A 23,948-nucleotide genomic window follows, 5' to 3' on the forward strand; every position below is an offset into this window, starting at 1 on the left:
GAGGGATGGCGGCGGTGACGCGCGCGACCGCAACGAACGAGGTCGCCTGCGACGGCGAACAGGCTGGACCATGCCCGCCCTCCTACGCTACGTGATGATGGCCAACAACAGGCATCGTCACAGTGCCGAGTCAGGGAAGCGACCATGAAACTCTACGATTCGATCGGGCCGAATCCGCGCCTGGTGCGGATGTTCATCGCCGAAAAGGGCCTCAGCATCCCGACCCAGCCGGTCGACATTCGCGCCGGGGAGAACCGTCAGCCCGAGCATCTCGCCCGCAATCCGCACGGCCAGACTCCGACGCTGGAACTCGATAATGGCAGTTTCCTGTCCGAGGTGACCGCGATCTGCGAATATCTCGAGGAGAAACATCCGCAGCCGCCGCTGATCGGCACCACCGCCGAAGAGCGCGCCGAATGCCGGATGTGGACGCGGCGGATCGACCTCTATATTTGCGAGCCGCTGACCAACGGCTATCGCTTCAGCGAAGGCCTGAAGATGTTCCAGGATCGCGTGATCTGCGTTCCGGAGGCTGCGCCCGGGCTGAAGAAGATCGCCGCCGACCGCATCCAATGGATGGACGGTCAGATCACCGGCAAGGAGTATGTCTGCGGCTCGCGCCTGACGCTGGCCGATCTGCTGCTGTATGGCTGGCTCGATTTCGGCGCCAGAGTCGGCCAGCCGCTCAACGAGGACAACAAGAATATCATGGCCTGGTTCGCCCGGATCGGCGCGCGGCCCTCGGCGAAGGCGTAGTCCGATCTTCCACCTCTCCCCGTCTGCGGGGAGAGGGCGTGCGCCACGGGCGGGCGCCGCCGCATGCAATCGGCGTCGGCTGCCCCCCGCCCGCGCGCGGCGATTGCGACCTACACCACCACCGGCGCGTCGGGCAATTCATTGGCGTCGGAATCGTCGCCGGGGAAGTGCCTGGCCAGATGCGCGGTGATGGCGTCGATGCCCTTCAGCACGCCGGCCTCGAAATTACCCTGGCGGAATTCGGCTTCCATCGCCTTGCAGATCTGCTCCCAGGATTCGGCGCTGACATGCGCGTCGATGCCGCGATCGGCGACGATCTCGACGTCACGGTCGGCGAGCAGCAGATAGATCAGCACGCCGTTATTATGCGCTGTATCCCAGATCCGCAGCTGGGAAAAGATGTCGAGCGCGCGCTCCCGCGCCGGCTGATCGCGAAACAGCGGCGCGCCGTCCAGCGCCCCTTCAACCACAAAGCGGATCTGCCCGGAATGTGTCGCCTCGCTGGCCTTGATCGCCTGCTCGATGGCGTCGAAGGCGCGCGGCGGGAACGCCTTGTGGACCCGCCTGCGGGTTGTCAGCAGATGCTTGCCGATCCGCCTGATGCCCATGATCACCAACTCCCCGAGGCGCCGCCGCCGCCGAAGCTGCCGCCGCCGCCGCTGAAGCCACCGGAGCTCGATCCGCCGGAGCCGCCGGACCACGAGCCACCACCACCCGACCAGCCGCCACTTCGACCGCCGCCACCGCTACCCAAGCTATCGCTGAACAGCGTGAACAGGAATGCCGCCAGCCCGGCGATGCCCGACATGATGAACGACGCCACCATAAACCAGGCGATCACCGCGATGATGCCGCCCGCCACCAGCGCGCCCGGCAGCCGCCCCAGCACCATGCGCAAGATGTGGCCGAGCACCAGCGCACCGATAATGAAGAACGGATTGAAGATCATCGAGGGGTCGAAGCCCGGCGCCTGCCATTCATGCTGTGGCTCGGGCTTGGGCAACGGCTCGCCGTCGATCACGCTGATGATGCGATCGACGCCGTCCTCGATGCCGCCGCTGAAATCGCCATTGCGGAATTTCGGGGTGATGATCTCGTCGATGATGCGCTTGGCGGTGACGTCGGTCAGCGCGCCTTCGAGCCCGTAGCCGACCTCGATGCGCAGCTTGCGATCATTCTTGGCGACCAGCAGGATCGCGCCGTCGTCGATCTTGCTGCGACCGATCTTCCATTGCTCGGCGACGCGGATCGCAAATTGCTCGATGGTTTCCGGCGCGGTGGTCGGCACCAGCAGCACGGCGATCTGGCTGCCCTTGCGGGCCTCGAAATCCTTGAGCTTCTGCTCCAGCCGCGCGGTGGCCTCGGCGCTCAGCGTGCCGGTCTGGTCGACCACCCGCCCGGTGAGCTGCGGCACCGCGACGTCGGCAAAGGCCAGCCGGGATGATGCGAGCTGGGCGAATGCCGCAACGACAAGGCACAGAAGCAGCGCCCCAATCGACGCCCGCATGGCCCGCGCGGCTGTCATCGTCGCCGCCCCGTCAGCCGGCTACTTCGCCGGCGCCGGGCTCGGGTTGAAATCGACTTTCGGCGCTGTCGAGATCGCCTTTTCATTGTCGACGGTGAAATTCGGCTTTTCCTTGTAGCCGAACATCAACGCGGTGAAATTCACCGGGAACGAACGCACCGTGACGTTATACTCCTGCACCGCCTTGATATAGCGGTTGCGCGCCACGGTGATGCGATTCTCGGTGCCCTCCAGCTGCGCCATCAGATCCCTGAACAGCGCGTCGGACTTCAGCTGCGGATAGTTCTCGGTGACCACCAGCAGGCGCGACAGCGCGCTCGACAATTCGCCCTGCGCGGCGGTGAATTTCTGAAACGCGGCGGGATCGTTCAGCACCTCCGGCGTCGCCTGGATGCTGCCGACCTTGGCGCGCGCCTGGGTGACGCCGAGCAGCACGTCCTTTTCCTGCTGCGCGAAGCCCTTCACCGAATTCACCAGATTCGGCACAAGATCGGCGCGGCGCTGATACTGGTTAACCACTTCGGACCAGCTGGCCTTGACCTGCTGGTCCTCGGTCTGGATCGAATTGTAGCCGCAATTGGTCAGGCTCAACGTCGCGAGCGCCGCCAGAATCGTCAAAATCCTACGCATCGATCTCTCCCCATGCGAACCGCGGCGACCTTAGCAGACCTTGATCGCGATCCGATGCTACTTTTGTGCGGCTTCGGCGTCCTTGATCGCCCGCCAGACCTTCTCCGGCGTCAGCGGCGTGTTCAGCGCCGTGATCCCGAGCGGGGCCAGCGCGTCGAGCACGCCGTGGACGATGCAGGGCGGGCCGCCGATCGCGCCGGATTCCCCGCAGCCTTTGGCGCCGAGCGGATTGGTCTTGCACGGCGCCGAACCATCCAGCGTCACCTCGATCGCCGGAATGTCGTCGGCGCGCGGGACGCAATAGTCCTGATAGCTCGCGGTCAACAGCTGCCCGTCGGAATCGTAGCTCACGCCCTCATACAGCGCCTGACCGATGCCCTGCGCGACGCCGCCATGGATCTGGCCCGACACCAGCATCGGATTGACCGCCGTGCCGACATCGTCGACCGTGGTGTAGCGCACCACTTTGGTGATGCCAGTCTCGGGATCGATCTCGACCTCGCAGATATGGGTGCCGTTCGGCCAGCTCGGGCCGTCGACCTCCCCGGTGGAGTCGACGCTGAGCCGCGCGCCCTTTTCCTTGGCGGCGATCTCGAACAGGCTGATCCGGCGGTCGGTGCCGGCGATGGTCAGATAGCCGTCGGCATATTCGATATCGTCGACCGAGGCTTCCAGAATATTCGCGGCCTTTTCGCGGGCCTTGGCCACCATGTCGACGGTGGACACCGCGACCGCGGTGCCGCCGACGAACAGCGAGCGCGAGCCGACGCTGCCGAATCCCTGCGCCAGATCCGTGTTGCCCTGCACGACGTCGATCTTGTCCATGCCGATGCCGAGCGAGGCCGCCAGCATCTGCGAATAGGTGGTCTCGAGCCCCTGCCCCATCGCCTGGGTGCCGGAGTGCAGCACGATCCGCCCTTCGGCGGTGGCGTGCAGGCTGACCTTCTCGGTATGGGCGCGGCCGCCGGTCCATTCGATATAGCTGGTCAAGCCGCGGCCATAGAGCAGGCCCTTCTTCTTCGCGGCTTTCTTGCGCGCCGCAAAGCCGTCCCAATCGGCGAGCTTGACGGCGCGGTCGAGCATATGGGCGAAGGCGCCGCTGTCATAGACCTGGCCGACCGCGTTGGTGTAGGGCAGCTGCGCCGGCTTGATGTAATTGGTCTTGCGGATCGCGCGCGGATCGATGCCGAGCTGGCGCGCGGCGGCGTCCATCAGCCGTTCGACGATATAGACCGCCTCGGGACGCCCCGCGCCGCGATAGGCGCCGACCGGCGCGGTGTGGGTCATCACCGCCTTGATGTCGAAATGCACCAGCGGCAGGTCGTAGACGCCGGTCTGCACGAACGGCCCCAGCACCAGCGGAATGATCACGCCGGCGCCAGCAAGATAGGCCCCGGTGCCGCCGAGCGAGGTCACCCGATAGGCCAGCACGCGGCCCTTGGGGTCGAGCGCAAAGGACGCCGTCGAGGTCAGGTCGCGGCCATGAGTGCCGCCGACGAAGTCGTCGGTGCGCTCGCCGCGCCAGCGGATCTTGCGGTTGAGCTTCACCGCCGCATAGGCGACCAGGCCGTCCTCGGGATACAGCCCGGTCTTCATGCCGAAGCCGCCGCCGAGATCGCCGACCCGTACCACGATGCTGTCCTTCGTCCGCTTCAGTATGGCGTCGGCGAGCGTATCGCGGGTCGAGGTCGGAGTCTGCGACTGCACATGCAGCGTCAACCGTCCGGATTTGTCGAGTTCGGCGATGGTGCTGCGCGGCTCCATCGCCGAGGGGATCAGCCGCTGGCTGGCGATGTCGAGCGACACCACATGGGCGGCGCCCGCGAAGGCGGCATCGACCGCGGCGGCGTCGCCATAGCTCATCGCCGCGACGATATTGTCGGGGGCCGCATCGCAGACGGTTGGCGCGCCGGGCTGGATCGCCGCGGTCGGGTCGGTCACCGCCGGCAGCTCCTCGTAGTCGACAGCGATCGCTTCGGCCGCTGCGCGCGCCGCGTCAAGCGACGTCGCCACCACCGCGACAACCGGCTCGCCGACAAAGCGCACCGTCTCATGGGCCAACAACCGCCGCGCCGGCAGCGCCATCGGCGAGCCGTCTGGACGCTTGAAGATCGGCAGCGTCGGCAAGGTGCCGACATCGTCGGCGACCAGATCCGCACCGGTGAAAACTGCCTCCACGCCCTGCATCTCGCGCGCCGCCTCGGTGTCGATGGCGCCGATCCGCGCATGCGCATGCGGCGAGCGCAACACGAACAGCCACAGCGCGCCATCGGCCGGCTTGTCGTCGAGATAGTGTCCGAGCCCGGTCAACAGGCGCTGGTCTTCAAGGCGCTTGACGGGCTGACCCGTTCCGAAACGCATGTTGCCGGGCAGGATGTTCATTGCGGCTCCCTTGGCGTGAATGGCTTGTTATTGAATGACGTTGTACCGGACAAATATCCCGGTGGGCAAATGGCGCGATCAGCCGCGCCGCGTGCCCTGGGCGCAGCGTTTCGTTACGGCCCCGCTTACTGCTTGAATCACCCGACCTCGCGCAGCACGTCTTCGACCACCTTGCGCTCCTCGGCGGTCAACGCCGCTTGCGGCGGCACTGGATCGCCGACGTCGTAGCCCTGGATCGAGAGCCCGCCTTTGATGCAGGCGGCCAGATTGAATCGCGCGAAGGCCTCGTTGACGCGCCACATCCGCCGCTGCAGCACCAGCGCATCATCCCAGCATCCCGCCAGGCACAGATTGTAGAGCTCGACGCTCTGGCGCGGCACGATGCAGGCCGGCCCGGCCATCCAGCCGACGCCACCGATCAACATCACCGCGGCGGGAATATGCGCCGACGCGGAAAACACCTGGAGATCGTCGCCGCAACGATTCATGATCGACAGCAAGCGTCCGGTATTGGTCGAGGCATCCTTGATGTAGCGAATGCGCGGATGTTTCGCGAGGCGGGATATCACGTCCAGATTCAGATCGGCGCGCTGGAACTGCGGGTTGGTGTAGATCACCACGGGGATCTCGACGGCATCGGCGATCGCCGTGAAATAGGCTTCGATCTGCGCATCCTTGAGCGGAAAATACGCCTCCAGAATCGCCAGAATGCCGTCGGCGCCGAGCTTTTGATATGATTTCGCCTGCGCCACCGCATCCGCGGTCGAGGTGGCGGAAACGCCCGCTACCACAGGCACACGGTGCTGCGCGGCTTCGATGGTCGCCTTCACCATGATCTCGCGTTGCGCCGCATTGAGATAGGCAAATTCGCCGGTCGAGCCGAGCGGGGTCAAGCCATGCACGCCGGATTTGATCAGGTCGTCGCACAGGCGGCCGAGCACATCGGTACGTATTGTGCCATCCGCATCGATCGGAGACACCAGATAGGGAAAGACGCCGTGAAAATCAGTCATATGGGAACCAAGGTTATGGCTGCTGCGGGATATCGACACGAAACATGTCCGCGCCGCAAGGCGCAATCTCTGGTAATGCAGCGGCAAATCAATCCACAGCAAGGTAGCGCATGATGACCCAGCAACCGAACCGCAAGGACGCGCCGCAACCGCCGGCCGCAGCAAAGCGTCCGCGTCAATTCACCACGCATGGCGTCACGCTGACCGACGATTATGCCTGGCTGAAAGACGCCAACTGGCAAGAGGTGCTGCGCGATCCCGAGCTGCTCGACGCCGATATCCGCGCCTATCTGGAAGCCGAGAACGCCTATACGCAGAGTCTGCTCGGCGGCAACGAGGCTTTGCAAAAGCAGCTGGTCGCCGAGATGCGCGGGCGGATCAAGGAAGATGATTCCAGCGTGCCGATGCCGGACGGGCCCTATGCCTATCTGCGCAAATTCCGCGAGGGCGGCCAGCACGAGATGTATGCGCGGCAGCCGCGCAACGGCGGCCAAGCCGACGTGATCCTCGACGGCGACGCGCTGGCGAAAGACCACGCCTATTTCGACTTCGGCGACACCGAACATTCGCCCGACCACCGACTGGAAGCCTGGAGCGCCGATACCGCGGGCTCGGAATATTTCACGATCCGGGTGCGCGACTGGCAGAGCGGCAACGACCTGACCGATGTGGTCGAGGAAACCGACGGCGGCGTAGTGTGGAGCGCCGATTCGCAGGCGTTCTTTTACGTCAAACTCGACGATAATCATCGCCCGATGCAGGTCTGGCGGCATCGGCTCGGCACCGCGCAGGTAGAGGATCGTCTGGTCTATGAGGAGGCCGATTCCGGCTGGTTCACCCATCTTCACGAAAGCGCCAGCGGACGATTCTGCGTCATCGCCGGCGGCGATCATGAGACTTCCGAGGCGCGGCTGATCGATCGCGCCGATCCCGACGCCGAACCGGTTCTGGTCGCAGCCCGCAAGCACGGCGTGCAATATTCGATCGCCGATCGCGGCGACGAGCTGTTCATCCTCACCAATGCCGACGGCGCGATCGATTTCAAGATCGTCACCGCGCCAATCGCGGCGCCGCAACGCGCCAATTGGCGCGATCTGATCCCGCATCGCCAGGGCGTCTACATCATCGACGTCGAACTCTATGCCGGCCACATGGTGCGGCTGGAGCGCGCCAATGCGCTGCCCTCGATCATCATCCGCGATCTGACCAGCGGCGACGAGCACAGCATTGCCTTCGACGAGACCGCCTATTCGCTCGACACCATGGGCGGCTATGAATTCGACACGACCAATCTGCGCTTCTCCTATTCGTCGATGACGACGCCGTCGGAAGTCTATGATTACGACATGGCGACGCGCGAACGCGTGCTGCGCAAGCGCCAGCAGATTCCCTCCGGCCACAACCCCGCCGACTATGTCACCACGCGGATCATGGCGACCTCGCATGATGGCGCGCAGGTGCCGGTGTCGATCCTGTATCGCAAGGATTTGGTGCGCGACGGCCGCGCGCCGCTGCTGCTCTACGGCTATGGCTCTTACGGCATGGCGATGCCGGCGTCGTTCTCGGCCAACCGGCTATCGCTGGTCGATCGCGGCTTCGTCTATGCCATCGCGCATATTCGCGGCGGCGCCGACAAGGGATGGGGCTGGTATCTCGACGGCAAGCGCGCGCACAAGACCAACTCGTTCGACGATTTCGCAGCCTGCGCCCGCGCCCTGATCGAGGCCGACTACACTCGCGCCAAGCGCATCGTCGGCCATGGCGGCAGCGCCGGCGGCATGCTGATGGGCGCGGTCGCCAACCGCGCCGGCGAATTGTTCGCCGGGATTTTCGCCGAGGTGCCCTTCGTCGACGTGCTCAACACCATGCTGGACGACACCTTACCGCTGACCCCGCCGGAATGGCCGGAATGGGGCAACCCGATCGAAAGCGCAGCCGACTTCAAAACCATCCTGTCCTATTCGCCCTATGAGAACGTCGCCGCCAAGGACTATCCGGCGATCCTGGCGATGGCCGGCCTGACCGATCCGCGGGTGACCTATTGGGAGCCGGCGAAATGGATCGCGCGGCTGCGCGCCACCATGACCGGCGGCGGGCCGGTGTTGCTACGCACCAATATGGGCGCCGGCCATGGCGGCGCCTCCGGCCGGTTCAGCCGGCTCGACGAAGTCGCGATCGGCTATGCCTTTGCGCTGTGGGCGGTGGGGATGGCTGACGGCGGCCAAAACGTGCCATAAGGGCACGCGCCTCGCATTCGTCATTGCGAGCGAAGCGAAGCAATCCAGGGCCGCAAGCGAGGACTGGATTGCTTCGTCGCTACGCTCCTCGCAATGACGGCCCCAACCACGTCGCGTCAGATCGAGATCATCATGGCCGCACCTAAACCACCCGGTTTCGAGACCCTGAGCCTGCATGCCGGCCAGCACCCCGACCCGCTGACCGGATCGCGCGCCGTGCCGATCTATCAGACCACGTCCTACGTGTTTCAGGACACCGACCACGCCGCCGCTTTGTTCAACATGGAGCGCGCCGGGCATCTGTATACGCGGATCTCGAACCCCACCACCGCGGTGCTGGAAGAGCGGCTGGCCGCGCTGGAAGGCGGCGTCGGCGCGGTATGCACGGCGAGCGGCATGGCGGCGCTGCATCTGGCGATCGCCACGCTGCTCAATGCCGGCGACCATATCGTCGCCTCGAGCTCGCTCTATGGCGGCAGCATCAATATGCTGACCCATACGCTGCCGCGCTTCGGCATCACCACGACCTTTGTGAAGCCGCGCGATCACGATGCGTTTCGTGCCGCGATCAAGCCCAACACCAGGCTGGTGATCGGCGAGACCATCGGCAATCCCGGCCTTGAAGTTCTGGATATTCCCAAGGTGGCGGCGATCGCCCATACGGCGAAGATCCCGCTGTTGATCGACAACACTTTCGCGACGCCCTATCTGAGCCGGCCGATCGAACTCGGCGCCGACATCGTGATGAATTCGGCGACCAAATGGATCGGCGGCCACGGCATCGCGATCGGCGGCGTCATCGTCGATGGCGGCCGCTTCGACTGGCGCGGCTCCGGCAAATTCCCGACGCTGACCGAGCCCTATGCGGGCTATCACGACATCGTCTTCGACGAGCAATTCGGCCCGCCGGCCTTCATCATCCGCGCCCGGATGGAAGGCCTGCGCGATTTCGGCGCCTGCCTGTCGCCCACCAATGCGTTCCAGCTGCTGCAGGGCGTCGAGACGCTGGGGGTGCGGATGGACCGCCACGTCGCCAACACCGCGGCGGTTCTGGCCTTCCTCACCGCCAACAAGGCGGTCGATTGGGTGTTGCATCCGACGCTGGACAACCATCCCGATTACGAGTTGGCCAAGCAGCTGCTGCCGAAGGGCGCCGGTTCGATCGTCTCCTTCGGCATCAAGGGCGGGCGCGCCGCTGGCCGGAAATTCATCGAGGCGCTGCGGCTGACCAGTCACCTTGCCAATGTCGGCGACGCCAAGACGCTGGTGATCCACCCGGCCTCCACCACCCATCAGCAGATGGACGCCGCGCAACTGGTCGCCTCCGGCATCGGCGAGGAACTGGTGCGGCTGTCGGTCGGCATCGAATCCGCATCCGATATCATCGACGATCTGGGTCAGGCGCTGCGCGTCTCGCAGAAGGTGTAAGCCATGCAATTGTCCGTAAACGGCGTCGAGACATTCGTGGCCACCGGCGGGCGGGCGTTCGACGCCACGCTGCCGAGCATTGTCTTCATCCATGGCGCCGGCTTCGATCATTCGGTCTGGGCGCTGCACACCCGCTGGTTCGCGCATCACGGATTTGGCGTGCTGGCGCCGGATCTGCCCGGCCATGGCCGCTCGGCGGGCGCGCCGCTGCGCAGCATCGCCGAGATGGCGGACTGGATCGTGGCGCTGCTCGACGCCGCGGCTGCGTCGCAAGCCAAGCTGATCGGCCATTCGATGGGATCGCTGATCGCGCTAGAGACTGCCGCGCGGCACCCGGACCGCGTGGCCTCGCTCGGCCTGATCGGCACCACCAGCACGATGACGGTCGGGCCCGATCTGCTGAAGGCCGCCGAGGCCGACGATCCGGCGGCCAGCGCTATGATGACGATCTGGGGACTCGGCTACGACGCCGAGCTCGGCGGTAACCTCGCGCCCGGCCTGTGGATGCATGGCGGCGCGATGCGCGTGCTGGAAGCCAACAGGCCCGGCGTAATCTTCGCCGATCTGTCGGCCTGCAACGCCTATCAGGACGCCCTCGCCGCGGCGGCCCGGGTGACCGTGCCGGCGACCTTCATCCTCGGCGATCGCGACATGATGACGCCGATCCGCAACGGCAAGGCACTGGCGGCGGCGGTGCCCGGTTCGCGCAGCGTGGTGCTGCGCGGCGCCGGCCACACCATGATGGTCGAGCGTCCCGACGAGGTGCTGGCGGCGCTGCGGGGGTGATTACGCATCAATAGAGGCAAGCCATTCAATTTCGTCATTGCGAGGAGCACTTGCGACGAAGCAATCTAGTTTGTGCTTGTCGCCCTGGATTGCTTCGCTGTCGGACGGCGCAATGCGCCGTCCTCGGCTCGCAATGACGAAACCATCGTTGGTTTATTCGCTCCTTTCAGTCCGGCACTCAGGGCTCGCACCCGGAATGACGCGCCTCACTCGCTCTTCGCATCTGAAAACACCCGGCTCGCCAGCACATCGGACGCCTCCAGCGTCATGATGTCATTCGCCGTCAGCACCCGATCGAGATCGGCGACCAGACGGTTGGCCTGGCGCAGCCGGGTGCGGTCGAGCGCATTGCGGATCGAACGCGCATTCGAGAACAGCGGCTGGGTCTTGCGGATCTCGATATAGCGCCGAAACGCCTCGCGCGCCGCCGGATCGAACTTGTAGTTCTGCTCGGCCAGCATCATCTCGGCGATCTGCAGCAATTCGGCGTCGGAATAATCCGGAAAATCGATGTGATGCGCGATCCGCGAGCGGAAGCCCGGATTACTGGCGAAGAACTTGTCCATCCGATCGCCATAGCCGGCGAGAATCACCACCAGATCGTCGCGTTGATTCTCCATCACCTGCAACAGGATCTCGATCGCCTCCTGGCCATAGTCGCGCTCATTGTCGGGGCGATACAGATAATACGCCTCGTCGATGAACAACACGCCGCCCATCGCCTTCTTCAGCACCTCCTTGGTCTTCGGCGCGGTGTGGCCGATATATTGCCCGACCAACTCGTCGCGGGTCACCGAGACCACATGGCCGCGGCGCACGAAGCCGAGCTTGTGCAGGATCGCGGCCATCCGCATCGCCACCGTGGTCTTGCCGGTGCCGGGATTGCCGGTGAACGACATGTGCAGCGTCGGGTTGCCGCTCGCCAAGCCCATCCGCTTGCGCAGGCGCTCGACCAGCAGCAATGCCGCGATCTCGCGGATCCGGGTTTTCACCGGCTTCAGCCCGATCAATTCGCGATCGAGCTGATCCAGTACCTCGCCGATTCCGACCTCGTTGAACTCCTTACGCAGATCAACCTGTTCGGCCGGGGGATCGGCGGCGCCTTGCGGCACCGCGTCCATGCTCATGCCCCACCGTAGCGGCCGCCCTCGGGACGATCGACCGCATAGGCCTTGGTGGTGTAGCGCATGGTGCGACCGTCGGTTTCCTGGCGCTCAAGCCGGAAGCCGGGTTCTTCCTTCGGCCGATTGACGATGAACGACAGCCGCACCGACTCCCAGCCATGGCTGGCGTCGAACGCCGACAGCCGGATATAGCGGTCGCCATAGATCTTGCGGCATTCGTTCAGCTCCATCAGCACGCCGGCGGCGTCCTGCAGGTCGAACATCGGCAGGCCCCACATTTCCCAGAAGGTGTTGCGCGGGTGCGGATCATCGGTGAATTCGAGGTTCACCGCCCAGCCCTTGCCGAGCGCGTATTGCACCTGCTTGGAAATCTGGTCGTCAGTGAGATCCGGCAGGAATGAAAAGCAACCTTGGGTGACGCGCATTGAATTGCTCCTTGATGTCTAGCAGATCGACCGTCGATTTCTTCATTGCGAGCGAAGCGAAGCAATCCAGGAGTCCAGTGCACGAAGCTACTGGATTGCTTCGTCGCTTCGCTCCTCGCAATGACGATCACATCGACACTTGGGGGGTGGGCGCGTAGTCGGGCATGTCGGTGGATTCGTAGTTGAAGGTGACGTTCTTCCAGGTCTCCAACGCCGCCTTCAGCGGCGTGCAGGTCATCGCCGCCTTGGCGAGAATTTCCTCGCCCTCGTGCAGATAATCGCGCCCCTCATTGCGGGCCAGGATCATCGCCTCCAGCGCGACGCGGTTGGCGGTGGCGCCGGCTTCGATGCCCATCGGATGGCCGATGGTGCCGCCGCCGAATTGCAGCACCACGTCCTCGCCGAGATGATCGAGCAGCTGGTGCATCTGGCCGGCATGGATGCCGCCCGAGGCCACCGGCATCAGCTTGTTGAGGCTGGCCCAGTTCTGGTCGAAGAAGATGCCGTGCTCGAGCTGCATCGGATTGTAGTCTTCGCGGCAGATGTCGTAATAGCCCTTGGTGGTGGCGGGGTCGCCCTCGAGCTTGCCGACCACGGTGCCGGCATGGATGTGGTCGACGCCGGCCAGCCGCATCCATTTGGCGATGACGCGGAACGAGACGCCGTGATTGCGCTGCCGCGTATAGGTCGAGTGACCGGCGCGGTGCAGATGCAGGATCATGTCGTTGCGGCGCGCCCATTTGGCCATCGACTGGATCGCCGTATAGCCGATCACCAGATCGATCATGATGATGACCGAGCCGAGCTGCTTGGCGAATTCGGCGCGCTCATACATCTCCTCCATGGTGCCGGCGGTGACGTTGAGGTAAGTGCCCTTGACCTCGCCGGACGCCGCCTGCGCCTTGTTGACGGCCTCCATGCAATACAGAAAGCGCTCGCGCCAATGCATGAAGGGCTGCGAGTTGATGTTCTCGTCGTCCTTGGTGAAGTCGAGCCCGCCCTTCAGCGCTTCATAGACCACGCGGCCGTAATTGCGGCCGGAGAGGCCGAGCTTCGGCTTCACGGTGGCGCCGAGCAAGGGACGCCCGAACTTGTCCATCCGCTCGCGTTCGACCACGATGCCGGTGGCCGGCCCCTGGAAAGTTTTGACGTAAGCGACCGGCAGCCGCATGTCTTCCAGCCGCAGCGCCTTCAGCGGCTTGAAGCCGAACACGTTGCCGATGATCGAGGCCGACAGATTGGCGATCGAGCCGTTCTCGAACAGATCGAGGTCATAGGCGATATAGGCGAAGTACTGCCCCGGCGAATTCGGCACCGGATCGACGCGGTAGCACTTGGCGCGATATTTCTCCGCCGCGGTGAGGCGATCGGTCCACACCACGGTCCAGGTCGCTGTCGAGGATTCGCCGGCGACCGCCGCGGAGGCCTCGACCGGATCGACGCCGTCCTGCGGCGTCACCCGGAACAGGGCGATGATATCGGTGTCCTTCGGCTCGTAATCGGGCTCCCAATAGCCCATCTTCTTGTATTCCATGACGCCGGACTTGTAGCGATCCTTGCCTCGTATCGTGACGGATTCGTTCATGTTGCTCTCCCTGAAAAATGTTGACCCGGTTCACAACCGGGGAAGAACGCCAGACAACTACTCGGCAGCGCGGGCTATGCCTCCGATCTGCGGATCAAGCGCGCCGGATTTGTAGCGCTTGGCCATTTCGGACAGCGGGATCACCTTGATCTTGGAGGCGTTGCCGGCGGTGCCGAATTGTTCGAAGCGCTGGCGGCAGAGGTCGCGCATGGCGTCCATCGCCGGCTTGAGGAATTTGCGCGGATCGAACTCGGCCTTGTTTTGCGTCGCAACCTTGCGGAACATTCCGGTCATGGCGAGACGGCAATCGGTGTCGATATTGACCTTGCGCACGCCGTGCTTGATGCCGCGCACGATCTCCTCGACCGGCACGCCGAAGGTCTGCGGCATGCCGCCGCCGAACTCGTTGAAGATGTCCTGCAATTCCTGCGGCACCGAAGACGAGCCGTGCATCACCAGATGGGTGTTGGGCAGCCGGCGGTGGATCTCCTCGACGACTTTCATCGCCAGGATATCGCCGTCGGGCTTGCGCGAGAATTTATAGGCGCCGTGCGAGGTGCCCATCGCGATCGCCAGCGCGTCGACCTTGGTGGCGCGGACGAAGTCGGCGGCCTGGTCGGGATCGGTCAGCAGCTGATCCTGGCTGACGGTGCCTTCCAGCCCGTGGCCGTCTTCCTGCTCGCCGCCACCATGTTCCAGCGAGCCCAGCACGCCGAGCTCGCCTTCGACCGAGGCGCCGACCCAATGCGCCATGTCGGTGACGCGGCTGGTGATGTCGACATTGTAGGCGTAGTCGGCCGCGGTATTGGCGTCGGCCTTGAGCGAGCCGTCCATCATCACCGAGGTGAAGCCGTGCTGGATCGCGGTGGCGCAGGTGGCTTCGTCATTGCCGTGATCCTGATGCATGCATAGCGGGATCTGCGGATAGATCTCGCTCAACGCCTCGATCATCTTGGCCAGCATGATGTCGTTGGCGTAGGCTCGCGCACCGCGCGAGGCCTGGATGATCACCGGGGCGTCGACGGCGGCTGCCGCCTCCATGATGGCGAGGCCCTGCTCCATATTGTTGATGTTGAATGCTGGCACGCCATAGCCGTGCTCGGCGGCGTGATCCAGCAATTGCCTCAAAATGATGCGGGCCATGATGCCTCCTGTTGAATGTGGGTTGCGAACGATCTGGTCAAGTTCCAGGCGGCGGCGTCGCTGCGTCGCGGCGCCATGCCGCAGATGGACATTTTGCCTCCCGCTTGCGCGCTCATTTGGCGCCCCGCTTGCGTTCGATCAGCTGCATGATCAGCGGCGTCAGGATCAGCTGCATCGCCAGATCCATCTTCGAGCCGTGGATCACGATCGAATTGGCGCGCGACATGAAGCTGCCCTGGATCATCGACAGCAGATAAGCGAAGTCGATGCCGCGCGGGCTCTTGAACCGGATCACCACCATCGATTCGTCCGCGGTCGGAATCCAGCGCGCGATGAAGGGGTTCGAGGTGTCGACCGTCGGCACCCGCTGGAAATTGATGTCGGTCTCGCCGAATTGCGGCACGATGTAGTGCACATAATCCGGCATCCGGCGCAGGATGGTGTCGGTGACGGCCTCGGTGGAATAGCCGCGGTCGCTGCGGTCGCGGTGCAGCTTCTGAATCCATTCCAGATTGATCACCGGCACCACGCCGATCTTCAGATCGGCATGCTGGGCGACATTGACGGTCTCGGTCATCACCGCGCCGTGCAGGCCTTCGTAGAACAGCAGATCGGAATCCGGCGGCAGCGACGCCCAGTCGGTGAAATTGCCCGGCGCCACGCCGTGCAGCTTGGCCTCGGTGTCGTCATGGACATAGTGCCTGGTCTTGCCGGTGCCGGTCGCCGCATAGTCGCGAAAGGTGGTCTCGAGCTCCTCGAACAGATTGGTCTCGGGGCTGAAATGGCTGAAATGGCGATTGCCGAGTTCGGACTCCGCCGCCATCTTGTTGCGCATGTCGACGCGGTTGTAGCGATGGAACGCGTCGCCCTCGATATAGGCGGCGTTGACGTTTTCGCGGCGGAAGATCTGCTCGAAAGTGCGCTTGACCGAGGTGGTGCCGGCGCCGGACGAACCGGTGATCGAAATGATCGGATGCTTGCGGGACATTTGTGACTTTCAGACTCCGGATACTTAAGCCTCGGGTTGTTCGGACTCGGTGAGTTCGGATTCGGGCGACGTCAGACCCGGAACAGGCCGCGGCGCGCGAACAGCGGCGCGGTGCGCGAGGCGGCGTCGGGATCATTGTGCAGCAGCTCGATGCGCTCGACCTTGTCGAGCGAGCCCATGATCAAGGGCGAGCGCTGATGGATCGATGACGCGGCGAGATCGAGCACGCGCTCGCGCCCGGTCGAGGCGCCGCCGCCGGCCTGCTCCATCACAAAGGCCATCGGGTGGGTCTCGTACAACAGCCGCAGCCGGCCCTCGCCATAGCCCGGGCGCGAATCCGCCGGATACAGGAACACGCCGCCGCGGGTCAGGATGCGATAGGCCTCGGCCACCAGCGAGCCGATCCAGCGCATGTTGAAATCCTTGCTGCGCGGGCCGTCGGCGCCGGCCAGGCATTCGTCGACGAAGTCGCGCACCGGCTGCTCCCAGTGCCGATGGTTCGAGGCGTTGATGGCGTATTCGGCGGTGTCGGGCGAGACCTGGACCTTCTCGCGGATCAGCCGATAGGTCCTGGCTGCGCGGTCCAGCGTGAAGATGTCGACGCCATCGCCGAGCGTCAGCACCAGCGAGGTCTGCGGCCCGTAGACCACGAAGCCCGCCGCCAGCTGACAGCTGCCGGGCGCCGAGAACGGCGCCACGCCGGGCTCATTGGGAATGATCGAAAAGATCGTCCCCACCGTCATATTGGTGTCGATGTTGGAGGAGCCGTCGAGCGGATCATAGGCGATCGAGATCAGCGCTTTCGGATCGCTCTCCACCAGCTGCTCGGATTCCTCCGACGCCAGCACCGCGAACGGCACATCCTTTAGTGCTGCGATCACCATCTGGTCGGCGCGGACGTCGAGATCCTTCTGCACGTCGCCATCGGCATTGGCCGAGCCCTGCGTCTTGCCGGTGATCCCGCCCAGCGCGCCCTGCCCGATCAGCTCCGAAATCTCGATCGACGCCGCCGCGATCGCCCGAACCGCCGCCGCAACCGCAATACGAAGCGGGTCTGAACCCGCATATAGATCGACAAATTGAGATAGTGTCTGGCCTTGGCTCATGGTCGTTTCCCCGAAATCCGACTCGGCAATTGGCTTGCGATGTCGGGCCTTTCGGCGCGATCTTGACGGCAACGCTTAAATAAGAGAAATTTTATTATCTTGCCTCCTTCCCAAGTTATTTTTATATGGCCAAGCAATTCCGAACCGTCTCGATCCGGCAATTACGCGCCTTGGCGGCGCTGTCCGAAAACGGCAGCATCACCGCCGCCGCCGCCAAGCTCAATCTGACGCAGCCCGCGGTGACGCTGCAGCTGCGCAATCTCCAGGCGCTCGCCGGACTGCCTTTGATTCAACGCAAGAGCGACGGGATGGTGCTGACCGCGGCCGGCGCCGAAGTGCTGGCGCTGTGCGGGCGGATCGAGGCGGCGATCGCCGCCTGCGAGACGTCGCTGGACATGATCGCCGGCCGCACCGGCGGGCGAGTCTCAATCGGCGCGGTGAGTACGGCGAAATATTTCGTGCCGTTCGCGATTTCCGGATTCCTCAAGCTGCATCCGAAAATCGACGTCAAACTCTCGATCGGAAACCGCCAGGAAATCGGCAGCGCGCTGCGCGGTTATGAGCTCGACATCGCCATCATGGGACGGCCGCCGGTCGATCTCGACGTCGACATTCACCTGATCGGCAATCATCCGCATGTGATCATCGCGCCGACCGCCCACCGGCTGGCGCAGCGCCAGGACATCGCGCTGTCTGACCTCGCCAACGAGACCTTCCTGACCCGCGAGCCCGGCTCCGGCACGCGCAGCCTGATGGAGCAGCTGATCGGATCGGCCGGGATAAGGCCGCCAATCGGCATGGAAATGGCCAGCAATGAAACCATCAAGCAGGCGGTGATCGCCGGTCTCGGCATCGCTTTCATCTCCGCGCATACCGTGGCCACCGATCTTGATGAGAGACGGCTGGTGATCCTCGACGTCGTCGGCCTGCCTATCGTGCGGCAATGGTTTGTGGTCAGCCGCAAGGACAAGGTGCTGCTGCCGCCGGCGCGCGCGATGCTGGATTTTCTCAGTGCCCGCGGATCGGAATTTCTGCCGAGAACCCATCGGCGAATCCGCCTGACCCGGCCGTCGGTCCGCGCCAAGCGGCCCTGACGGCGGTCAGCGCCGCCAGGGCCGTCAAGCAATGCTTAGGAGCTGGCGGCCAATGGGCCGCCAGCCGATGCTTAAGAGCCGGACGCCGCCCAGGAACTCGCCCCCGGACGCTTGCGCCAACCCAATCCTCACGCCGCCTTGGCGAGGCCGACCTTGGCCCAGATTTCGCTAAGCGCCTGCACCAGATGCTCGATGTCGGCATCGCTGTGGAGCGGCGACGGCGTGATCCGCAGCCGCTCGGTGCCGCGCGGAACCGTCGGATAATTGATCGGCTGCACATAGATGCTGAAGCGCTCGATCAGCTCGTCGCTGATCTGCTTGCACAGCACCGCATCGCCCACCATCACCGGCACGATATGGCTGGGATTGGGAAGATGCGCCACGCCGACCTCGTCCAGCCGCTTGCGCAGCCGCGCCACGCGGTCCTGATGCCGTTCGCGCTCCGCTGAGCTGGTGCGCAGATGCTTGATGCTGGCCAGCGCACCGGCGGCCACCGCGGGCGGCAGCGAGGTGCTGAAGATGAAGCCGGAGGCGAAGCTGCGGACGAAGTCGCAGACCGCTGCCGAGCCGGCAATATAGCCGCCGACCACGCCGATCGCCTTGGCCAGCGTGCCCTCGATGATCGTCAGCCGGTGGCTCAGACCTTCGCGATCGGCGATGCCGCCGCCATTCGGGCCGTACAGGCCGACGCCGTGGACTTCGTCGAGATAGGTCATCGCGTGATGGGCATCGGCGACGTCGCAGATTTCGGCGATCGGCGCGATATCGCCATCCATCGAATACACCGACTCGAACGCCACCAGTTTCGGCACATTGGGGTCGAGATCGGCCAGCTTGCGCTCCAGATCGCGCACGTCGTTGTGGGCGAAGATCCGGGTCTCGCTGCGGCTGTGGCGAATCCCCTCGATCATCGAGGCGTGGTTGAGTTCATCCGACAGGATCACGCAACCCGGCATCCGCGACGCCAGCGTCGACAGCGACGCCATGTTGGAGACATAGCCCGATGTGAACAGCAGCGCCGCTTCCTTGCCATGCAGCGCAGCCAGCTCCTGTTCGAGCAGGACGTGATAGTGATTGGTGCCCGCGATGTTGCGGGTGCCGCCAGCGCCGGCGCCGCAGCTGTCGAGCGCCTCGTGCATCGCCTTCAGCACCGCCGGATGCTGGCCCATGCCGAGATAGTCGTTCGAGCACCACACCGTGACGTCATTCTCGCCGTCCGGGTGGTGAAATTTGGCCTGCGGGAACGAGCCCGCCTTGCGTTCCAGATCGGCGAATACCCGGTACCGGCCTTCGCGATGCAAGCCCTCGATCTGACGACGGAAATACGCTTCGTAATTCATGATGTCCTCCCGTTGACTGTTGCTGCCGGCTCAGCGCCGATTCCGATCCGGGCCGGCGCCAATTCGCCTCGCGGATGCTGCTCCAGGAAAGTCTGCCTGAACTGGTCCTCGAGCCGCTGCCGGGCACAGGCGCTGCGCGGCTTCGGCGGCGTCTCGTCCTTGCGACCATTCGGCACCACGACGAGCTGAGGAGCAGCGGCGCGCACCTCATTCGTGGTGGAGGCCGAGTCGGAAACCTGCTTGGCCGCGCCCAGCTCGGCCATGGCTACCACAGTGGCGGATGGTTTCGTTTCCATGATGATGTCCTCCGGCGGAAACCCTGTGCGAATACCCCAGCTCCACAGCGTGATCGCCGGCAACGGGAGCAGCATGAACCAGTGCTCGACGACACCAAGCGCGAACAGCGTCGAGACCAGCGTCAGACCGACGACCTCGAACGGGGTCGCGGCAACTTCGACGATCCGCTGCACCATCACGACAAGAACAGCGGTTGCCAGCGTGACCGAGAGCGGAAAGAAGGCGCTCACCGGCTTGCGTGCGAAATAGGTCTTTAGAAACTGAACGGCGTCCGGCATCAATTCGTCATTGGTCACCGGCACGCCTAGAAACAGGTTGATCTTGGCGCTCTGCCGCAGCACCCACAGCGCCAGATAGGTCCACAGCCCGACCTGGTTTTCGGCATTGAGGGTGAGTGCGGCGACCACCGCGCCGCAGCTCAGCAGGCAAATCTCGTGATAGATGATCGCCTGCAACGCCAGGCTGAACCGACGAAATCCCCTGGCATGCGGCGGGCAAGGTTCGGCACGCGGACCGGTCAACCAGCCGGACAGAAAGGCGATCTCCTGCGCCCCCCACAGGAAGATGATGCAGCTGAAGGCCATGTAGGCCGCCCCGACACTGGTGTCGTTCGCCGTCACCGACAGGCCGCACAACGCCACCGTGAGCATCCCGCCCGCACAGACCAGCCGCAGCATGCCGGACCGGCCGACGCTGCCGACCAGCAGCAGCACCGCCCCGGTGCTGAACCACCAGACAAAGGCCGCGAAGAACGGTGGTCCTAGGTATGAGGCCATGAATTCACTTCCCTCACCACGCCGGCCGCAGGCCGATGACGCGGGGCAGTTCGTTGCGTTTCGCCGGCAGCAGGAACAGGCGCGCGAAGGCCAGCGCGGCCTGCGCCGCCAGCAGCGGGCGTTTGATTTTGCCGAGCAGGCCTTGCGCATGGCTGTCGGCGATCTTGTCCGACACCACCCGCAGCCGCTCGAGCCCGGCGAGGAAGCGCGGGTCGTCGAGATTGAGCGTGACCGGAAATACCTGCTTAGAGATTTCCGTGGTGATCCGGAACACCTGCATGTCGTAATCGGTCGGGTCCATGCCGAGCGCTTCGTGGAACGCCGGGCGCATGTGATCGCGGACATACATCGTGGCGAACACCGCCAGCACGAAGAAGCGGATCCACAGCTTGTTGAAACCGCGCAGCAGCGACGGATCGGCGCGCATCAGCAGCGCGAACGCCTCGCCATGGCGAAACTCGTCATTGCACCAGCTCTCGAACCAGCGGAAAATCGGATGGAACTGACGTTCCGGATGTCGCTCCATCTGCCGGAAGATGGTGATGTAGCGGGCATAGCCGATCTTCTCCGACAGATAGGTCGCGTAGAAGATGAATTTCGGCCGGAAATAAGTGTACTTCTTCACCTTGGTGAGGAAGCCGAGATCGACGCCGATGCCATGATCCTTGAGGATTTCATTGATGAAGCCGGCATGTCGCGCCTCGTCGCGGCTGAGATAGCCGAACAGCTCCTGAATTTCCTTGTTCTTGATCCGCTTCTTGATTTCCGAGTACAGCACGCAGCCGGAGAATTCCGCGGTCAGCGAGGAGACCAGAAAGTCCTTGAACTCCTTGCGCAGTTCCGGCGGCAATTGCTCCAGATCGTAGTTGAATTCGTCCTGCTTCTTGAAATGCGCCTTGTTGTAGTCGGCGCGCAATTCCTTGATCATCGCGTTCCATTCGGACCGCACCAGGCTGACGTCGAGGCGATCCATCGCGGCGAAATCGGTGGTGTAGAATCGCGGGGTGAGGATGGTGTCCTCGCGCGCGATGTCGAGACTTTCGCGACTGCCCTTGATCGTGGGCCGTGCGCTTGGGCGCAGGCTGCCCTGGGTGCCGCCCTCCATTGGAATCATGATACCCTCCCGTTCGAGAAGCTGACTTCGTAAAGTTCGGTCAGTTCGAGATATCCTTCCAGCCGCGCCCGGATCCGGTCGAGCAGGCCGGCGCGGACCACCGTCGCGGTGCGTCGCACGACCAGACGTTCACCGAATTCGACATGGGTCGGCGCGTCGTGCACGGTGACCTCGTCACCTGGCCCGATCTCGATGTCGCCATCGAGGATCACATGGGCGTGCAGGGTTTCCGAGCTCTGCTCGATTTCCACCGTGCAGGGCACGTCGAAGCTGGTGCGTTTCCCTAATCGGATCATGCTCATTTTGAGCCGTCCGGTTTTTTCATGAGCTGCGCGAAGGCCGCCAGATTGCTGGATCCGAAGGCATTCAGGTCGATCAGCCGGTTGTTGGCCGTGTCGGTCAGCGTGAGCTGGCCATTCTCGTAGCGGGCGAGACGAAACGGCGGTTCCGACCCGATCGAGGCGAGCATGCGCTCGCGCGCCATGCCGCGAAGTACCACCCGCACGAAGCCCGACTCCCCCGGGGGCAGTGAGTGCAACAATTTGTGGTCGCGGGCGTCGAACACCAGCACATTGCCGGCGGCATCGTCCTCGAATTGAAGATCGATGCTCTCGACCATGGCCGGGAGCGTCATATGGGTGACGCCGTAACCAGTCAGACGCGCCGTGGTGGCCGCGGCCAGCGCCAAAAACACCACGGCGGCGGCGGCGATCAACGCGGCCTTCGGGATCCTGATATCGTGTTCGGCGTGCTCCATATCGATCTCCGTTTCAGGCTGCGACCGTTGTTGACGATGACAGCGGGCCGTTGGCCGGTCCGCCGCTAGCCGGTTTGACCAAAGACACGGCGGAGGAGTCGTGCCGGCCCTTCAGCGCATCGGCGAGCTTGGCGGCGACCTCAGCCGCGTCCGGCACCGACATCAGCATCGGCTCGGGCCGTTGCAGCCGCCACGGGCGGATGTGGGGCCAGAGCAGCACCATGGAGACGCGATCGGTATCGATCAGCTGCAGCGGAATATCGCCGCTGCCGTCGCTCCTGGTCTTGAGCGCGGCGTTGCCGATCTTGCCGAGCGGGATGTTCATCGTCACCGGCAGCGCAACTCCGGACTGCAGGAGAATGCGCTTGTCGGTGATGGTGTAACAGGTGGCGCGCCGGAACAGCCAGGCGAGCATGGCAAGCAATGCGATGCCGCCCAGCGTCAGCAGCAACGGCGCCAGCATGGACGCCGCCGCTTCGCTGATCGACTGGCCCGAAGACCAGTTCGACCAGCCTTTCCACGACATCAGGAGGACCAGATAGATCAGGGCCTCCCTGATGTGAAAGGATCGGAACGCCAATCCTTTATAGGTCGGCTTCCCCTGCCAGATCACGCGTTCTCCTTCCGGCAAGGGTGAGGGAAGTTCACGAAACTGGCTGGGGGTCCGGGTCATACAATCGGCTCCTGACGCTGCGGCGTGGCGTAGAGGGTGCCAGCGCCGTAATAGGCGACGATCTTGTCTTCCTCGAGCTTAGTGACCTGGTCGGCCTTGGCCACACCCGGCGCGTCAGCGAACTGACTGCCCAGGATGGCGTCGACCGAGACCTTGCCGAACGGGCGGTTGATCAGCGCGAACGGCACCGGCAGCAGGACCTTGCGCTTGCCCTTGCCCGAGGTCGTTTCGACTTCGAGATAGCGCAGCAACACTTCGGCACGATCGACCCAGGCATCTGTGACCACGCCGCCGACCACGCCGTCGGCCCCGATCACCTGCATGCCGACTGGATTCGGGTCGCGCGGATCGAGCGCGAAGCCCTTGGCGGCACGCATCGGAACGATCGCCGGAATGTTGTCCATGGTCAGTTCCGGAACGTCTTCGCGGGCCGCATAGGAGCCCGGTCCAACGCCGTCGGCGAACGGATTGCCGGTCGGCGCGAATGGTGCACCCGGCCACGGCGCGGTCGGCGCGACGGCGACGTCGGGACGATCGTTCCGGTGGTTCGGAACCGTCGCGGTATGACCGCCGCGCAGCAGATAGGTCTTCGGATCCGGGGGATTCGGAATGCCGATCTGGGTCAGGCGACCGCCGCCGGTATCCGATACCAGCGGATATCCTTCGCGCTTGTCTTCACGGCGCAGATAGAAAATCAAGGCCGCAAAAAAAATCCAAAATACGTACAGTGTGACCTGTGCGACGTCCATATAGGCTCCGGCTTGCATGG

General features: G+C 64.1%; 23 protein-coding genes. 5 read left to right on the forward strand and 18 right to left on the reverse strand.

What is annotated here, in order from left to right:
• Window positions 1–144 precede the first annotated feature (144 nt).
• Entirely contained in the window at window positions 145–756 is a 612-nt protein-coding gene (locus RBJ75_RS12905) for a glutathione S-transferase family protein (RefSeq protein ID WP_044406220.1), read from the forward strand.
• A 110-nt stretch (window positions 757–866) separates the two neighbouring features.
• Here the strand turns inward: RBJ75_RS12905 and RBJ75_RS12910 are convergent, their stop codons facing one another.
• The 5 genes from RBJ75_RS12910 to RBJ75_RS12930 form a co-directional block, all read right to left on the reverse strand.
• Entirely contained in the window at window positions 867–1,364 is a 498-nt protein-coding gene (locus tag RBJ75_RS12910) for a TPM domain-containing protein (protein ID WP_044406223.1), read from the reverse strand.
• A gap of 2 nt (window positions 1,365–1,366) precedes the next feature.
• Window positions 1,367–2,281 (reverse strand): TPM domain-containing protein, encoded by a 915-nt coding sequence (locus tag RBJ75_RS12915; protein ID WP_044406226.1) that lies wholly within the window; start codon window positions 2,279–2,281, stop codon window positions 1,367–1,369.
• Window positions 2,282–2,302: 21 nt separating this feature from the next.
• Complete coding sequence (locus tag RBJ75_RS12920; RefSeq protein WP_044406229.1) at window positions 2,303–2,911, reverse strand: LemA family protein; 609 nt, start codon at window positions 2,909–2,911, stop codon at window positions 2,303–2,305.
• A 57-nt stretch (window positions 2,912–2,968) separates the two neighbouring features.
• Window positions 2,969–5,293 (reverse strand): xanthine dehydrogenase family protein molybdopterin-binding subunit, encoded by a 2,325-nt coding sequence (locus RBJ75_RS12925; protein ID WP_276156746.1) that lies wholly within the window; start codon window positions 5,291–5,293, stop codon window positions 2,969–2,971.
• A 137-nt stretch (window positions 5,294–5,430) separates the two neighbouring features.
• The gene (locus RBJ75_RS12930) at window positions 5,431–6,306 is read right to left on the reverse strand and encodes a dihydrodipicolinate synthase family protein (RefSeq protein ID WP_044408868.1); all 876 of its coding nucleotides are present in this window, start codon (window positions 6,304–6,306) and stop codon (window positions 5,431–5,433) included.
• Between the two features lie 113 nt (window positions 6,307–6,419).
• On the opposite strand from RBJ75_RS12930, the gene RBJ75_RS12935 reads away from it, so the two are divergent.
• The 3 genes from RBJ75_RS12935 to RBJ75_RS12945 all read left to right on the forward strand — a co-directional run bounded on the left by RBJ75_RS12935 (window position 6,420) and on the right by RBJ75_RS12945 (window position 10,757).
• Complete coding sequence (locus tag RBJ75_RS12935; protein WP_044408877.1) at window positions 6,420–8,543, forward strand: S9 family peptidase; 2,124 nt, start codon at window positions 6,420–6,422, stop codon at window positions 8,541–8,543.
• Between the two features lie 132 nt (window positions 8,544–8,675).
• Entirely contained in the window at window positions 8,676–9,971 is a 1,296-nt protein-coding gene (locus RBJ75_RS12940; protein ID WP_044408874.1) for an O-acetylhomoserine aminocarboxypropyltransferase, read from the forward strand.
• A 3-nt stretch (window positions 9,972–9,974) separates the two neighbouring features.
• Window positions 9,975–10,757 (forward strand): alpha/beta fold hydrolase, encoded by a 783-nt coding sequence (locus RBJ75_RS12945; protein ID WP_044408865.1) that lies wholly within the window; start codon window positions 9,975–9,977, stop codon window positions 10,755–10,757.
• A 206-nt stretch (window positions 10,758–10,963) separates the two neighbouring features.
• On the opposite strand, the gene cbbX is transcribed toward RBJ75_RS12945, so the two are convergent.
• The 6 genes from cbbX to RBJ75_RS12975 all read right to left on the reverse strand — a co-directional run bounded on the left by cbbX (window position 10,964) and on the right by RBJ75_RS12975 (window position 17,128).
• Window positions 10,964–11,878 (reverse strand): CbbX protein, encoded by a 915-nt coding sequence (gene cbbX, locus RBJ75_RS12950; RefSeq protein WP_044408862.1) that lies wholly within the window; start codon window positions 11,876–11,878, stop codon window positions 10,964–10,966.
• Between the two features lie 2 nt (window positions 11,879–11,880).
• A complete protein-coding gene (locus RBJ75_RS12955; protein ID WP_044408859.1) occupies window positions 11,881–12,306 on the reverse strand; it encodes a ribulose bisphosphate carboxylase small subunit in 426 nt (141 codons plus the stop codon).
• A gap of 127 nt (window positions 12,307–12,433) precedes the next feature.
• Window positions 12,434–13,891, reverse strand: a complete 1,458-nt coding sequence (locus RBJ75_RS12960; protein ID WP_044408856.1) for a form I ribulose bisphosphate carboxylase large subunit — start codon at window positions 13,889–13,891, stop codon at window positions 12,434–12,436.
• A gap of 57 nt (window positions 13,892–13,948) precedes the next feature.
• Window positions 13,949–15,034, reverse strand: coding sequence for a class II fructose-bisphosphate aldolase (gene fba / locus RBJ75_RS12965; protein ID WP_317529036.1), 1,086 nt, complete (start codon window positions 15,032–15,034; stop codon window positions 13,949–13,951).
• A gap of 112 nt (window positions 15,035–15,146) precedes the next feature.
• Complete coding sequence (locus tag RBJ75_RS12970; protein ID WP_276156732.1) at window positions 15,147–16,022, reverse strand: phosphoribulokinase; 876 nt, start codon at window positions 16,020–16,022, stop codon at window positions 15,147–15,149.
• Window positions 16,023–16,093: 71 nt separating this feature from the next.
• Window positions 16,094–17,128 (reverse strand): class 1 fructose-bisphosphatase, encoded by a 1,035-nt coding sequence (locus RBJ75_RS12975; RefSeq protein ID WP_317529037.1) that lies wholly within the window; start codon window positions 17,126–17,128, stop codon window positions 16,094–16,096.
• A 125-nt stretch (window positions 17,129–17,253) separates the two neighbouring features.
• On the opposite strand from RBJ75_RS12975, the gene RBJ75_RS12980 reads away from it, so the two are divergent.
• Window positions 17,254–18,222 carry a LysR family transcriptional regulator gene (locus RBJ75_RS12980; protein ID WP_044415586.1) on the forward strand — a complete coding sequence of 323 codons (969 nt, stop codon included), beginning with the start codon at window positions 17,254–17,256 and terminating at the stop codon, window positions 18,220–18,222.
• 128 nt (window positions 18,223–18,350) lie between these two features.
• Here the strand turns inward: RBJ75_RS12980 and hemA are convergent, their stop codons facing one another.
• From hemA to puhA, 7 genes are read right to left on the reverse strand one after another with little or no spacing between them, the layout of a single operon-like run.
• Window positions 18,351–19,562 carry a 5-aminolevulinate synthase gene (gene hemA, locus RBJ75_RS12985; protein WP_044415584.1) on the reverse strand — a complete coding sequence of 404 codons (1,212 nt, stop codon included), beginning with the start codon at window positions 19,560–19,562 and terminating at the stop codon, window positions 18,351–18,353.
• Complete coding sequence (gene puhE, locus RBJ75_RS12990) at window positions 19,559–20,635, reverse strand: putative photosynthetic complex assembly protein PuhE (protein WP_044415582.1); 1,077 nt, start codon at window positions 20,633–20,635, stop codon at window positions 19,559–19,561. The genes hemA and puhE overlap by 4 nt, the downstream gene beginning before the upstream one ends.
• Before the next feature lie 13 nt (window positions 20,636–20,648).
• Entirely contained in the window at window positions 20,649–21,749 is a 1,101-nt protein-coding gene (gene acsF / locus RBJ75_RS12995) for a magnesium-protoporphyrin IX monomethyl ester (oxidative) cyclase (RefSeq protein WP_044415579.1), read from the reverse strand.
• Window positions 21,746–22,045: a hypothetical protein gene (locus tag RBJ75_RS13000; protein ID WP_173427383.1), complete on the reverse strand. Its 300-nt coding sequence runs from the start codon at window positions 22,043–22,045 to the stop codon at window positions 21,746–21,748. Before RBJ75_RS13000 ends, acsF begins: the two co-directional genes overlap by 4 nt.
• 2 nt (window positions 22,046–22,047) lie before the next feature.
• Entirely contained in the window at window positions 22,048–22,464 is a 417-nt protein-coding gene (gene puhC / locus RBJ75_RS13005; RefSeq protein WP_411194510.1) for a photosynthetic complex assembly protein PuhC, read from the reverse strand.
• A 55-nt stretch (window positions 22,465–22,519) separates the two neighbouring features.
• Complete coding sequence (gene puhB, locus RBJ75_RS13010) at window positions 22,520–23,179, reverse strand: photosynthetic complex putative assembly protein PuhB (RefSeq protein ID WP_044415573.1); 660 nt, start codon at window positions 23,177–23,179, stop codon at window positions 22,520–22,522.
• Window positions 23,176–23,946, reverse strand: a complete 771-nt coding sequence (puhA, locus tag RBJ75_RS13015) for a photosynthetic reaction center subunit H (RefSeq protein ID WP_044415572.1) — start codon at window positions 23,944–23,946, stop codon at window positions 23,176–23,178. Before puhA ends, puhB begins: the two co-directional genes overlap by 4 nt.
• Between the last annotated feature and the right edge of the window lie 2 nt (window positions 23,947–23,948).

Source organism: Rhodopseudomonas sp. BAL398 (genome assembly GCF_033001325.1).
Lineage (GTDB): Bacteria > Pseudomonadota > Alphaproteobacteria > Rhizobiales > Xanthobacteraceae > JARJEH01.